Source organism: Bradyrhizobium ontarionense, from assembly GCF_021088345.1.
GTDB classification, from domain to species: Bacteria; Pseudomonadota; Alphaproteobacteria; order Rhizobiales; family Xanthobacteraceae; genus Bradyrhizobium; species Bradyrhizobium ontarionense.
Genome location: NZ_CP088156.1, coordinates 299,996 through 314,245, shown reverse-complemented (window position 1 = coordinate 314,245; position 14,250 = coordinate 299,996). Strand labels below are relative to the sequence as shown.

Sequence of the window (14,250 nt, the reverse complement as noted above, 5' to 3'; positions counted from 1 at the left end):
CGAATGTCGTCTTGTCGCGCGACGGTGTGACGACTTGCCGATTGTAGCAGTCACTCGTACCACGCACTATGAGTATTTCCTGCGTGAAAACATGCATCGCATGAGGCCGATCTTTTTGCAGACGATCAATCATCGTAAATTGTAAATTGGAATTCTTCGACACACCGCGTAGCGATTTTCCAAGGCGATCAGCTGCGCTGACGTCGCCCCCGCGCGCGTCGCCCGGCGGCATCGCACTCGAGCGACCCGCCTATCGATGACGATCTACATTGATGCTTCGCGCGCGTCGCAATGGACCCGACGCAGCTCTGCGAACTCGACGACCTGGGAGCCGACGATCGAGAGCTGCCTTTGAAGCTCGGGATCAACGCGCCTGCCTTCGCCGAACATGTATTCCGACGTATTGATGCCCACGCCGAAGGGCGTCGGCCACCCGCGAAGCGCATGAATCACCGACCGCAGGGCCGACAAGGTTGACCCCGCAGCCTGCCAGCCGGCCGCGCAGGCAATGCAACCGACGGCCCGCTCGTCGAAATACGGGCGCCTGTCGTCGCGCATGTCTTCAGTATAGTCCAAGGCGTTTTTGATCAGCCCCGAGATCGACCCGTGATAGCCGGGCGAGCTGATGATGACGCCATCGGCACGCCGCAGCGCCGCGATAAAGGCCGTCGCATCCGCACCGCGCTCGGAACGTTCCGGTGTGAACATCGGAAGCGCGATCGCGCGCCCGGCAAATATCTGCGTCCGCGCGCCCAGCCGTTCCGCAGCCTCCATGGCGATCCGTAACGCAGCCTCCGAAGATGATCCAGCGCGAGTCGTTCCACCGACGCCCACTATCAGAAGATCGCGCATTCTACCCTCCTCTACAGTCCTCTACGCGGGCATTCCACATTGGCCATGCCCTGTTGGGCATTTCGCCTGCGCGTTCACAGCAAGCTGGATCTGGATTTGGAAGCCGGCCGCCTGCCGAACGGAAGTGGCGTGGAAGGACCGCAAACCCGGGCTGGGCTCACGCCTTCATCGCAATACGAAACTCTTCCATGCGCGATCGGTACGGAGGGGCCGGGCGACGCAATATGTCATCATCCTGATGACTGGCCAACGCCACGATCTCGCGTTCCGCCAAGTGGGCGTGCGAGGCATCCGTGCCTGCCGTAAGCACATTGCTGACGGCGTTGTAGGTGACCAAGGCCAAGGCCCGGTTGAACGGCGATATGTTTGGCGGCGATGCATGAGCGATGAGGCCGCCGAACACCAGTAGCGTTCCGCGCGGACCGGTCGCCGCTTCTATACCAAGTTCTGCAACCAATTCTTTGACATGGTCATGCGGCATCAACTCCTTGCCCTGTGACGGAGCCAGGCCGCGCTCGTGAGAACCAGGCAGCAGATAGATCGGCGCATTGAATATGTCGACATCATCGAGAAACACGATGAAGTTGACGACGTTCGGCTTGGGCATCCCATCGCGACCGTGCCAGAACGCAAAGTCCTGATGCCATTCGAATCCGCTGCCCTGGAAGCCAGACTTCATGTTCAACTTGGATTGGTGGACATAGACTTGTTCGCCAAGAAGACTCATCGCCAGTGGCAGCATCCGTGGATGACGCGTCAGCGCGTCGAACAACGGACTTATTTGATGCACGCCGTAGAAGATCCTGACGGATTTCTTGTCCGCCTCCGTCGTGCGGCCTGGCGAGTCGTGATTCAGAAGGCTTGGCAACTCGGCGCGTAGAGTGTCGACCTCTTGATTGTCAAACCAGTCCGGCAACAGAAGATAGCCGCGACGATGGTAACGCTCTATCTGTTCACACGTAAGCATGATGGCACCCATGTCGACACGAAACGAAGCCGACTCTACCTCAAATTTTGTTCTATGAAAATACATCTACACATTGAGTTGCTCCGGATGACTGAACAGAAAATTATTTCGTCGGCAGGTGAAGATTCGGCCTCATGCCTTTCTGGATTCGCTTCCGTTCGAAGCAAGGGAGAGGCCCAGCGCGATCATCATGGCAAGAGCACCAATCGAAGGTATGGTCGCAACGCCGAAGAAGGCGACGACAGCGCCGCCGACGAGTGCACCAAGCGACTGCCCGAAGAAGCTCGATGATGAATTGAGCGAAACGGATGCCGTCGCCAGCGACGGCGCGGTCGCGATCAGTCGGTACTGCTGCGCACTGTTCACCGCAAACGAGCTCAAGCCCCAGAGGAGGATGAGCAGCGTCACCCCTGGAACGCTTCCGCCGATGAAGGGCCACACCGTCATCACCGCGCACATCAGAATGATCGATGCATTGGCAACCAGAGCCGCCCCCACCCGATCCATGAGACGGCTGGCGGCGAACGTCCCGGCGATCCCTGCCCCGCCAAACACCATGAGCAACGCACTGATTTCCGCGACCGACGCATGACTTTCGACCCGCAGCAATATGGCGAGGTAAGTCAAGATGGTGGCCTGCCCCAGCACCTGAAACAGCGTTACCGCCAGCATGAAGATGATGGCGCGATGCGCAAAGACCTTGCGCCAACCGCCGAGGTCGATGGGTGGGATATTGAGCTGCCCTGGCACCGCGAGGCGGACCCCGACAGCCCCGGCGAGCGCGAGCAGGGAAATCACGCCGAAGGCCGCACGCCAGCCGAAGACAGCGCCGACCATGGTGCCGAGCGGCACCCCGAACACGGTCGACGCTGCAAAGCCCAGAAGCACGAGAGCGATCGCTCGGCCCCGGCCGCTCTCCTCTGCCAGCAAGGATGCGGTCGTCGCGGCATGCGGCGTCACCAGGCTGCCGGCAACCCCCGCGACGATCCTCGACAGCATCAGGACGCCGTAGTCGGGGGCCAGCGCCCCCAGCACTGCGGCCAGCGAAAACAGGAGCAGTCCCGCCGTCAGCAGAGTCCGCCTATCAAAGCGGCTCGTCGGAGAGGCAAGCAGCGGCCCGCCAAGTGCAAACGCGACGGAAAATGCCGTTGCGGTCTGTCCGATCTCGAAGACCGTGCTTTCCAGACTGTCGGCAACCATCGGGAGGATGCCTGAGATGATGAAGGCGCCGGTCCCGACTGCAAAATTTCCAAACGACAGTGCCGCAATGCTGAGGTTCGGCCCTACTCGCACGCACTCACCCCCGCATAGGCACGTAACCGGCTTCCATCGGTCCTGTCATTGAGCACGCGCAACCACAGAAACTCCTCCGGACAGCCATGAAGTCGCGGGACATGCCGGATTCTGATGGCGCTTCCCGGGGCGATCAAGCCAAGCAACACCGATTCAGCGAGCGTATGGTTCAAATGAACCAGATAGTCGACCGCTGTCATCCCTGCGGTTCCGAGATGGATCTGCATTTGCCGCGGCGTTTCGGTCGCACCACATATCTCTCCGTCCGGCAGACCAATGGAAAACTCACCCGAGGGTACGCTGCTCTCGCTTCGGAATGGCACCAACAGGCGCCGCAACGTCATGGCCACGTTGGCGGGCGCCGGCCCGAGCCACGCACAGGACCGATCCTCGGTCACGTGCTGGAATGGGAACCGCGACAGGAGATTTGCCGGATTACCGGCAAGGAAGATGGTCCGGGTGTAGGTTCCAAACCATCTGTCACGCCAGCGTTCGGGCAGCGAGGCTGCGAAGGCAAGCGACGACTGGGCAAATACTTTCGGATTGAAATCACGCAGCACGGCAAAGGCTGCGATGTCGGCCCCGGCGACCGCATCGCCAACGACCGGGCTCCTCATTCCGGCTGACGAGGGAACAGCCGCCGCCGCATACGCCCATTTATGCCGCGCGATCTCAATCCGGCGCGAGAGCTGCAACGAAAGCGAGGTCTGCGTAATCGTCATGTGAAGATCGCTTTCACAAGATCGTGGATTGGTACATGTCTTCCGCGGATCAGCAAAGCCCCAGCAAGCCGGTACGGATCCACATAGGCCTTGTGGCCCGTCAAGCGCAGGAGAAATTCGTGCATCTCGGTATCGCGCTCTTCGGGGTCCGCGTGGCCAAGGAGCCTCTCCGCATCACGAATGCGGCGGCGGAGCAGGCGAAAGTCGAAGGACAGCCCCAGGCCGATACCTATCGTCGCCAGAAGGAACAGTCGCAGCCCCAGCCGAAACCGATCCGGATATTCGTTCGCCGAACAGGCTGATGCTATCTCCGGAACGGTATATCCCGCCCATCCGCCCATCCGACCTGAGCGCACGACCCCATCGATCGCCACTCGATCGACCGCTATGCGCGTCGCCTGACCGCCCAATTGACCAATGGCGCGCTGCAGCAGCAGATAGTCTGCCGTCATCTCGCGATCATGCAGCAGAACGATCTGATCGTAGCGACGAACGAGCGGAACGATGTCGCGGAGCGTACACGCCAAATGGTTCATCAGACCATCAGCCGTGACGAGCTTGCGCAACGGCAGGCCGAATGCCGTCAGGTCCATGTAGATCCCGTCCGACTCTGAACGCATGTCGAGGCACAGATCATGGGCGCTCAGAACATCGACGAGCTCTTCGATGTCCATCGAAGCACGAGTGGGTCGCCTCAAACCCGGATCGTACACTCCCAACGTCTCGTAGTGCTCGTTCCAGGCATGCAACAGACGAGCACTCGCCGGATGAACCCAACCGTGATTTTCGTAGGCGTCGCGATATGGCGCCAATGCGCTGCCACACGCTTTGACCGGCTCCGCCTGATACGCGATGTATTGATTTCCGACGTCCTCCTCCGACCAGCTCGCATAGTCCGTATCACCGCTGGTGCGGTCGAGATATTCCCAGAAACCGAGCGTCTGCTGGCAGGCGTTCCCGGTCGTGTGGCCGTAAAGAAAGTCCACCGTGGTGATCCGCGATGTCGCGCGATAAAGCACATCGACCCACAGGAGGAATTTGACGTGGCTCGGCGTCAACGGCTTGGTCGGCGTGACCGGGATCGGTGCGACGAGCACGCGGGGACGCGCCGTCGTCGCGGCCAAGGCAGACAGCTCGGATCGAGACCGCGCGCGCGCATCCATCAGACGCTCCGCAGTCCTTCGGCGGTTCGGCCTATCAGCCGCCGCCAAATCTCGGCATCGCTCGTGAAGATACGGTCCTTTGCCTGCGCCGGCCGAACGCCGCTCGTGATCCGTGCCTGCCACTCCCTGAAGAATGCGTCCGGCTCGGTGACGTGGAATACGGACTTCCCCAAGCGACCGCTCTCGCGGGCATGTCTATAACATCGGGAAACATCCTGAAGCGCCCGATCGAACCTGACTTCCAGCGCCCCAATCTCGTGCGCCTGGAACGACCCGCGAGGCGCTATCGCAACCCCGTAGCCCATGTCGTCCCCCCGCTGCTCAACGTGACACGTGACGTTGCCGATTTCCATTCCCGTACTCAGCAAGGCGTCCTTCACCGCGCGAACGACCTGCGATTCCCGCAGTCTTTCTCCGGCCACGTTCGAGAGCGTCCGGCGACCGGCGTATTCAAGGCGAGGTACCCCTTGCAGCCGATCGACGACGCGGACGACATCACCCAGCGCGTAGCGATACAGTCCTCCGAGTTGACTGATGATCACGTGGTATTCCCGCCCGGCGTCGAGGTCGGAAAGCCCCAGGGTTAGGCTATCAGGCAAAATGTCCTCGTCTGCTTCGATGAACTCCAGGAGCATCGCGGCGACGACGGGAGATCCTGCGCTCCGGTGTCCGTCAACGGTCACGGCCACGGGACCTTCAGAGGCAGCGACCGGCGCAGGAAAGACGCGCACATTCGTGCCGAAGCTCTCCGCAAGACGCGGCATATAGAGCGAGGACACACCGGTATTCCAGCAGAAGAGGCTCCGCAGGTTCGGCCAGAGATGCGACGGCAACAGCGTGCCGAAGTACGTGGCGAGCCGCTCGAGCGTGGCCGCACGCTCAGGATTTGGTGTCATTGCGGGCACTCCGCCGACCGTTCCGTCACGAATATCCTTGGCCAACCGTGGCCACCACAGCGCGAGCTGCCGGGGGAGAGCCGCAACCATCGCCGGGTTCAAGCCGACGATGCACAGCAGGTCGTGCTGGGCAGCCATGCACAGGCGCGCATAGGCTCGTCCCAGATGATCGTCGTCCGCGAGCTTGACCGGCAAATGCTTCCAGGGCGCACGTGTCCCGGGCTCGATCAGGCTTTCGCCAAAGATCCCTTCGAAATCGGTCTGACTGACGCCGAGATGCGGTCGCCCGGAGTTGGTCGATGGATATCGGCCATGCGGATCGAACTTCAGGCTGTAAGTCGCGTCGTCTCGCAACAACGCCTCGGGCACGGACTCGACCAGACCCGCCCACATCGCAAAATAGAACGGAAAAAAGCTCTGGCGCATGAAGCTCCGGGTCACCGGGATCTTCTTGTTGCGACCCGTGGTGCCGCTGCTCATGAAGAACAGGACTGGGTCTTCTGCCGTCAGGACATTGCTCTCGCCGTCCGCGGCACGGTCGATCCATGGTTCAAACTCGGCATAGTCGCGAATTGGCACGGCCTTCTTGAAATCAGCGATCGACCCCAGCAGCGAGAAATGGTGCAGCCGGCCAAAATCGGTATCTGCGTTCTCGGCAATGAGCTGCCGCAGGACGCGCTCCTGACAGGAGTTCGTATCGGTCAATGACCTGGCGAGCTGGTTTCGCTCGGCCATCATTCTCAGCCGGCAGTTCTCCAACTGATCATCGTGCGCCTGACGTGCTTTCATCGGGCACTCCATTCTCGAATGGTGATCTCGATTTCGTCCAGGACGCACCGCGGCTCGCAGTCGGCCGCGACTCTGCAGACCGGGACATCGTCGACTTCGCGCAGCAGCGCGTTGGCGAGATCGCGTTGAAACATCCGGAATCCATCCCGGGTCGGTTCGGACCCGTAATGCTCGAACGGATTAAGACGATCGGTTCCTACGCGCTGCCAGGTCGTTTCCGGGTTGGTGTCGAGGTAGATCACGAGCGCCGGACGCGGAAATCGTCGCCATGATGCAAACAGCTCGTCATCGACGAGCCCCAGCAAGCGGCACTTCGACAGTATCTTGTAGTAATATCCATCAACGATGATCCGCTCTCCTGCTTCTGCAGCCATGACCTGTTCGCGCAGATAGGCGACGATCGGCTGCAGCAGGCTCAGCAGGAATTTTTCGGAGAGGCGGAAAGTGCTCCGCATGTCGAGGCGGCGAAGAAATTCGCGTTTCAGGCAACAGATCAGAGACGCATCATCTCCCAGAAATACGTCGTCGTGGGAGACGAATTTTCCCTCCAGGCGTTGCATCAGCCCCTTCATGGCCGAGGTCTTGCCCACATAATCAGGCCCCAGCAGAACAAAGAAGTTCGAAACGACGGCTGGCGATCTGGTTTCCTGCTCTCCGACCAGGGTTTCGTGAAAGACCATACCCGGATGCGGACGATGCAGATCCCACTTCACCTCTGTCTGTTGTCTGTCACTCATCACTAGCCAACTCCCTGCTTAAAAGAGCGGCACTGGCAGTTCGGCTCGCGCCGACTGCGGCACTGCACGTTGAACGAACTCATGTGATCGACCTCAGCGCGGACGAACGATAACTGCCTTATGCTGCTCGCTCATCTTCGATCGTCGCCGTCGCGATGAAGTCGACAGGTGTTGGCGAAGTATGACACTGGCGCGACAAACCGACAACGCGAAGTGGGGGCGTCCACTTCTGCCACTCTGCCGGGCACCCACAATTCCCATCTATTGGGTCGCGCCCTTCTGCTTTGGCTTTGTCAACCATCGCTGTCGCTGATGGTGCTGGCCTATCCGCATGATCGCGCTCAGTTTCGACAGCGCAGTCCGAGATCACGGCTTGATCAGGAAAACCGGAACACCAAAAAAGGACGGCCGGCATCTCGATGAACCGATTTGCCAGCTACGAAGTCCCAGCCCCGAAGGCGATCTGGAATTCTGCAAGCCGCGGTCGCTCGATCAACCGGCCGTCCGATGCTCGCCGTTTCACATCCGTGGGACGAGCTCGATCAGCTCGACATTGGCCGCCGTGCGCAGGAATGGTGGCGGATTTTCAAACGCACGCCGAAGCTTGTTCGGCAGTTCCGGATCGTTGAGCACCGTCGTGCTGGTCATGATCTGCTGCACCCGCTCGAACTCCATCGCGGACAGCCGTGTCGACAGCATCTCGACGAATTCGGTCAATTCGCTGGAACCTCTGCAGGTTTCGGAGCCGATCGAGTCCGACCGTCCGACACCCGACATCAACACGGCTTCGAGATCGTTCTGGCCGCCGGCGCGCTCCTGCATTCGCCGCACCTTCAGCGCCTTGCGCAGGGCCGAAGGTGCAATCGGCTCCCCGGCTTCGACCTGAGCAAGGATTTCCGCCGAGAAGTCCTCGGGCGTGCTCGGCGCCGAGAGCAGATAGAGCACCGTCGGAGTCAAATGCGCAACCGTTGCGCGTTTGTTTGAGGCCCAGCTCGCAACCCGCATGTACGCCTGAGCCGTGCGCACGGGAAGATGAACCTCGTATTGCACCCACCGGAGGAAGGCACCGTGTGACAGGTGCCGCTTGGCTTCAACCAGCGATTTCCCGATTTGGATGATCGAGGTCACGCACTGGTGCTGTATCCGTTCCGCTTGTCCCTTTAGAAATTTGGCCAGCGACGGCGATACACTGCTGTAGTCAAAACGCTCGTTCGGGCAGTTAGCATCGCTATCGACATTCGACTTAACATTGACGCTTGCTCGGCTACTCATGTCTTTGTCCTCGATCAGTCGTACTACTGGTTAGAACCAACGTAGGCGCGGTCTTGCTCTCGCACTTCGCTCTTAAGTTGTTCAGATTCAATATGTCCACTTTAAGGAATGGCCTCATTTTCGGTCGGATGAATCCGCGAGCTGGATCCTTGCCCATCTCATCTATTAAAAATGGACTCGAAAGCTGCAGACGGTCGCCTGCTTTCCGGGCGCAGCCGTTTGACGACGACAATTCGAGGGATGTCGTGCAAGCCGCCTGAGCGCGTCTTTGACGGGCTCGCGCTCCACGCGGCTCTTCCTAATGCCTGTCCAGGATACTTCGCTTGATGGCAGGTCTGACGACGCAATTCGGATCCGCTGCCAACAAATGGCCATAGGGAACGGTGACGCAATTCCATGGTCCTCGCGTAACTCCGGCCCACCTCTCGAAGACGACCGGATCGAGCCGATCCTCCATGCCGATCAGGCCCGTGATGGGACAATCGAGCAGCAGATCCGCGCCTTCGAACAGCTCGCAAATCCTGAAATCGGCCAGTATCTGCGGCAGGAAAAATTCGATGGTTTGTGGATTCGCAGCGAGCTCCGGCGGAATGAATCCGAGGCCGAGAACCTCGTCCCTGAACGCGTCCGGCGCCAGGGCGTGCAGTTTTCCCGAGGCATGTCCCGGGGGCGGATAGCCGGCAACGAAAAGGTGGGCGACTTTCTCTCCGTAGGTCTTCGCCAGTTCGTCGACCAACGCCGTAGCGATGAGCGCCCCGGTGCACTCGCCATATATGGCCAGCGGCGCGCGGTTCTGCCGATCATGAAGAGCCCGTGCGAGACGTCCCACCAGTTCCTGCATCGTGTCGCACGCGGGTTCGCCAAAGCGCACACCTCGTCCGGGCAGGCAAATCGCGCCAATGTCGATCTCCGGCGCAAAGAACCGGACCCATCCCTCGAATACGGCGTGAGTTGCTCCGGCATGAGGAAGGCAAACCAGACAAACCTCTGCGCTCGTTTCGTCCTGAAGCCATTCGGTCGCGAGCCAACTGTCCGAACTATCCATGAAGCCCGCGTTCTCCATTCCGTGCGACACGGCGCATGGCGGCCCGCGAACGGGCACTGGCCACGCTGGCTCCCTCATCGACCCCATTCAGGATTCTCGCCGCCAATGTGCGCGGGGTCGGAAACTGAAAGAAATCGGACAGCTCGAGCTTGCAGCCGGTCATTCTCTGCAATTGACCCCGGATATCGACGATCGCGAGGGAATCGATCCCGACATCCATGATCCTGTCGTCGAGCTCGACATCATCGGTGCCGGAATATTCCTGCCAGAGAAGCCGGATCAATTGCTCCAGTCCCTGCTGCGAACGAAAGTCCATGTTGGGCATCGCGGCGGGGTGAGCAATGACCGCGCTCAAGGCGCGCCTGTCCACCTTGCCGGATTTCGTCATGGGGAACTCGTCGAGGCGCGAAAACGCACTTGGAATCATGAACCTCGGAATGCGCGCTGAAAGATAGGCCCGTAACACACCACGACTGAGCGGCTCATCGGCGCAATAGAAGGCGTGCAGAGCGCGCCGGCGCACCGAGGATTCGGTGACAAACGCGATGGCGTCCCTGATCTTTGGATGAGCCTTCAAGGCGAATTCGACATCCCCCAGGGCGATGCGAAAGCCGCGAAGCTTTATCATGTGGTCCATCCGGCCGAGCAACTCGACGTGCCCGTGCCCGTTCATGCGTGCGCGGTCGCCCGTGCGGTAAAGGACCCGATGCCGGCCGTCCGCTGCCGCGAACGGATTGTCGATGAATTTGTCTTGAGACGAGCTATCCCGGTCGAGATATCCGTCTGCAAGGCACGCACCGGAAACGCACAGTTCGCCGATCCCGCCAAGGGGAACGACCGCCAGATCGTGATTGAGAATGTACAGCCGTACATTTGCGATCGGCTTTCCGATCGGGACCCGGTCCTGATGGGGATGGAGGTCCATGGAATCGAACCAGGTGGCATTCGACGAGCATTCCGTCGAACCATAGAGATTCAGGAGCTGCGTCCTTGGAAATTTCTGATGCCACTGCTGCACCAATTGCGGCGTCAGCGCGTCGGCGCTCGAGTACACGATCCGCAAAGACGATTTCATGCCGTTGCCGGCGCCATCGCCAATCAGCAGATTCTCCAGGACCGGGGGCGATCCCGCAATACGGGTGATCTGATGTTTCCGGACGAAAGCTGCGAACCTGTCGGGATCCGTGATGTCCTGTGGATCGGCGATGACGGTGCATATGCCCGCCAGCAGCCCGCCATAGAGCTCCCAGAGCGCTCCGACGACGGCGGGCGATTTCTGCAGCAAGATCTTGTCGTCGGCCGCGAACGGAAAATGCTTCCACATCCAGGACAGCCGGTTGAGGAGAGCAGATTCCAGCAGCACGACCCCCTTCGCCCTCCCCGTCGAGGAAGAGGTGTAAAACACGCTGAAGCGCCCCTGAGATTTCGACGCCGGCGCCAGATGACGTTGCTGCGGCCGCGCGAGCTCCGACGAGACGACCGTCGGCCAGATGTCGGGCACCGAACCCGGGCTGTCGGTGACGACCAGGGCGGCGCGAGTGTCCGCGACAATCTCGTTCAAGCGCAGCGCCGGATAGTCGAACGGCAGCATGACGTACACCGCGCCGATACGATGTGCCGCGATCACGCACGTGATCAGATCGAGGCCCGGCCGCAAATGCAGCGCGACGGTAGCCCCTTCGTCCACGCCCCTGGACGCCAACCCGGCCGCGAAGAGGTCCGCACGATCGCTGAACTGCCGATAGGTTACCTTCTCGTCTTGATAGACCAGCGCGCAGGCGTCCGGCCTTTGCCTGGCCACATCGGAAAATCGCTCGAAGATTCCTCGCGACTCCAGAGATAGCGGCTCGCCCAAGAGAGCAGCCTCGAACGCCGCAAACTCGTTGTCCCTCACGCGAACATGGGGAAATCGCAACAGCCGATCCAGAGCAACCCCGATGTCTCTGCTCAGGTCGGCCGCCGTGGACCTTGCGAAGAGATCGGTTCGATACAGCAGCGTCGCCGAGTGACGTTCCCCCTGCCAGCTCACCCGGACCTCGAGCGGCCATCCTCCCTCATTCGCCGCGGCACAGCGGTCGTCAAACGCCAGGAGAAGATCGACCCGCCGGATCTGGGTTTCCGCCGCGAGCATCTGCTTCAGCGAGCCTTGAGAGCCGGCATTCGCTCTCGCATAGGCTCCCATCAGCGCGCGATAGGTCGCCTGCCATGTCGCCTCGAACGTCTGATCCGGCTCGAACGGGACGAGAATTGGCAGCACGTCTCCTGCAACGCCCGCCTTCTCCGACAACGGCGGCACGCCAATGACAATCGTCCCCGACAGCCGAGCCTGCACCGCCAAGATGATCGCAGTAGCCAGAAGCGATTCCACGGGCGACGGATCAACCGCCCGGGCAAGGGCCAATCGGCGCTGACAGGCATCCGAGAACGGGATCTCCAGCTCGGCTATACTTATCTGTCGGCCATTTTCGCGATAATCCGTCGGTATCGAGGCGACTTCATCGTGCCCCCCCAAACGCCGAAGCCATGACTGCCGAAGCGCGCGAGATGCCGTGAGCCCGGCGAGAGCGCCGATCATAGGCCGTGCTCCAGAACCAATGCCGACGGCATCGCGACCGTTCGATAGACGAGCTCGCTGCTCACGGACCACGTCATGCTGAGACCTCCAGTCGCGCTGTTCCATCGTTCCACTGTCGAGAATCCCGCCAGGGACAAAGCGAGCTCGAACTCCACGAACGGCATCAAGAATTGATTCGACGGAAAGTGAACGCCCCATACCGCGGGCGCGGGATCGACCTGGGTTCGATCGCGATTCGAGCCGTTGATCTCGTCCAGTCTGGGAACATGAGGCTCGACGATGACGATGCCGAACGGCGCGTATGAACGCCAACGCTCGAGCAACGCAATCAAGTCTGCTCCCACCACGACCGCCGGAACGAGCTCGCCTCGATCGCAACACGACGTCGTGAAGGCATTGACGATTTCGGCGCCGACCTTGCCGGATTCGCTCTCGGACCAGGGCGGCGGCGGAATGTCTTTCCCGACAGACGAAATTGCATCCTCGATCGCAAATGGGGATGTCCGGCTGATCGCGATATTCAACTCCTCGGAAGCCTGCTCGCAATCATCGATCAGACGGCGCCGATCATGCAGGAGAAACAACTGGGTATGCAGGAAACTCGACGCATTCGCGCGGCCCTCATCCCAATGTAGGGATCGAAGCGCCCGATCGAAGGCCGACGGATCCGAAACATCGCCCTCGATGACGGCCGTCATGACGCCCTTGCGCCCGGCGAACCTCTTCAGGTTTCGCGAAGCGGCCGCGCGTGAGATCGGGCTGATGTCTGCGCCGACGAGATGCAGCGGGTGCGACGCGAGATTTTTGCCGCGCTGCGTCCCTTCGATGACAAATTCGGCGAACTCCGCGAGAGCGCGCCCGTCTCCGCATCCCATATCCGCAATGCCAAGCGGCTGCTCATCCAGCGGCAGCTCGTCAAACAAGGTCGTCAGGACACACTCGCAGATGTTCTGACGGATGGCTTTGGCCGTGGTTGATCCGCTGCTGCCCCAGATATTCAACGCGCGGTCCACATGCTCGTCCAGATCGACATCGAACACGTCGCTTGCGCCCGCCAGATAGTCCCTGAAATGAGCGAACGTATTGAGATATGACGTCACGACACCGAAATTGGCCGCCTCTGACGCCAGCGACTTGCCTTCGTCAGTCAGGCTCCAGCCCTCGTCGTCCGAGACGACAACGCCTTGATCCTGCAGAAATTCGAGCATCGCCGTCAGCAGCGAGCCAAGCGGTTCCGCGTACGATTGAAGCGGCCAGTCCGCTCCAGGACGACCTTTAATCATTTCAAAGACCGACAATTCGCCCAGCAGCCCGGGCCGGGCGAAGAGAACGAGGACGGGACACAATATAAGTGCATCGACATAGCGGGCTATCTGAACAGAGACCGCATCCTGATCGTCGTCGGACGTCGGTAGAAGCTCCCAGCCGGCGGAAGACAGCTCGGCGAGATTCCGAATTGCAGCCGTGCAATTCGCGACGCCGGACTCATTCGCGTTGACAACGATATCCGGGAGCCGCGACAACCACGCAATTTCGGCAATGGCAATCGAAATCGTCGTCGCAGTCCGATCGAGCAGCGCGAGAGCCATCGTGCCTTCGCGCGTCAACTCCAGGCGCGTGTCAAGCCCGCAATCTTCGAGCGACAACCATCCCTGGAATGTCAGCGTGCGAAACGCGCCGAGCAAACATCCCGCGCGCATCGCCGGGTGTTTTTCCTGAACGCGTTTCAGAAAATTTCTGAATCTCAGGCGCTCTTCGCCATCACCAAGCCGCAGCAACGGAAGGACATCGAGTTGATGAAGCGCGTGCCATATCGGAATCACAGCGATTCCATTCAGCCACTGATAGATGTGCGGATTGTTAGCGAGTCGCCGCGAAAAATTTACGGAAGTTGCGTCGGATCTGATGACACTCATTTCGATATCAGCGCAATGTTGAC

The 14,250-nt window shown here is 60.4% G+C and carries 11 protein-coding genes; all 11 read right to left on the bottom strand.

Translation table 11 applies throughout. The features are described from left to right. Nucleotides 1-264: 264 nt before the first annotated feature. On the bottom strand, nucleotides 265-852 hold the full coding sequence (locus LQG66_RS01175) for an NADPH-dependent FMN reductase (protein WP_231322492.1): 588 nt from the start codon (nucleotides 850-852) through the stop codon (nucleotides 265-267). Between the two features lie 157 nt (nucleotides 853-1,009). Then, nucleotides 1,010-1,885, bottom strand: coding sequence for a phytanoyl-CoA dioxygenase family protein (locus LQG66_RS01170; protein WP_231322489.1), 876 nt, complete (start codon nucleotides 1,883-1,885; stop codon nucleotides 1,010-1,012). A gap of 66 nt (nucleotides 1,886-1,951) precedes the next feature. Further along, nucleotides 1,952-3,112, bottom strand: a complete 1,161-nt coding sequence (locus LQG66_RS01165; RefSeq protein WP_256460600.1) for an MFS transporter — start codon at nucleotides 3,110-3,112, stop codon at nucleotides 1,952-1,954. After that, on the bottom strand, nucleotides 3,103-3,834 hold the full coding sequence (locus LQG66_RS01160; RefSeq protein WP_231322485.1) for a DUF6182 family protein: 732 nt from the start codon (nucleotides 3,832-3,834) through the stop codon (nucleotides 3,103-3,105). The genes LQG66_RS01165 and LQG66_RS01160 overlap by 10 nt, the downstream gene beginning before the upstream one ends. After that, nucleotides 3,831-4,997 carry a hypothetical protein gene (locus tag LQG66_RS01155; protein WP_231322483.1) on the bottom strand — a complete coding sequence of 389 codons (1,167 nt, stop codon included), beginning with the start codon at nucleotides 4,995-4,997 and terminating at the stop codon, nucleotides 3,831-3,833. The genes LQG66_RS01160 and LQG66_RS01155 overlap by 4 nt, the downstream gene beginning before the upstream one ends. Then, on the bottom strand, nucleotides 4,997-6,682 hold the full coding sequence (locus tag LQG66_RS01150; RefSeq protein ID WP_231322481.1) for a GH3 auxin-responsive promoter family protein: 1,686 nt from the start codon (nucleotides 6,680-6,682) through the stop codon (nucleotides 4,997-4,999). Before LQG66_RS01150 ends, LQG66_RS01155 begins: the two co-directional genes overlap by 1 nt. Then, nucleotides 6,679-7,419: a hypothetical protein gene (locus tag LQG66_RS01145; RefSeq protein WP_231322479.1), complete on the bottom strand. Its 741-nt coding sequence runs from the start codon at nucleotides 7,417-7,419 to the stop codon at nucleotides 6,679-6,681. Before LQG66_RS01145 ends, LQG66_RS01150 begins: the two co-directional genes overlap by 4 nt. 519 nt (nucleotides 7,420-7,938) lie before the next feature. Next, nucleotides 7,939-8,691: a DUF3102 domain-containing protein gene (locus tag LQG66_RS01140; protein WP_231322477.1), complete on the bottom strand. Its 753-nt coding sequence runs from the start codon at nucleotides 8,689-8,691 to the stop codon at nucleotides 7,939-7,941. 298 nt (nucleotides 8,692-8,989) lie between these two features. Then, complete coding sequence (locus LQG66_RS01135) at nucleotides 8,990-9,736, bottom strand: thioesterase II family protein (protein ID WP_231322475.1); 747 nt, start codon at nucleotides 9,734-9,736, stop codon at nucleotides 8,990-8,992. Further along, nucleotides 9,729-12,311 carry a non-ribosomal peptide synthetase gene (locus LQG66_RS01130; RefSeq protein WP_231322471.1) on the bottom strand — a complete coding sequence of 861 codons (2,583 nt, stop codon included), beginning with the start codon at nucleotides 12,309-12,311 and terminating at the stop codon, nucleotides 9,729-9,731. The genes LQG66_RS01135 and LQG66_RS01130 overlap by 8 nt, the downstream gene beginning before the upstream one ends. Then, entirely contained in the window at nucleotides 12,308-14,227 is a 1,920-nt protein-coding gene (locus tag LQG66_RS01125) for a class I SAM-dependent methyltransferase (protein ID WP_231322468.1), read from the bottom strand. The genes LQG66_RS01130 and LQG66_RS01125 overlap by 4 nt, the downstream gene beginning before the upstream one ends. Nucleotides 14,228-14,250: the final 23 nt, after the last annotated feature.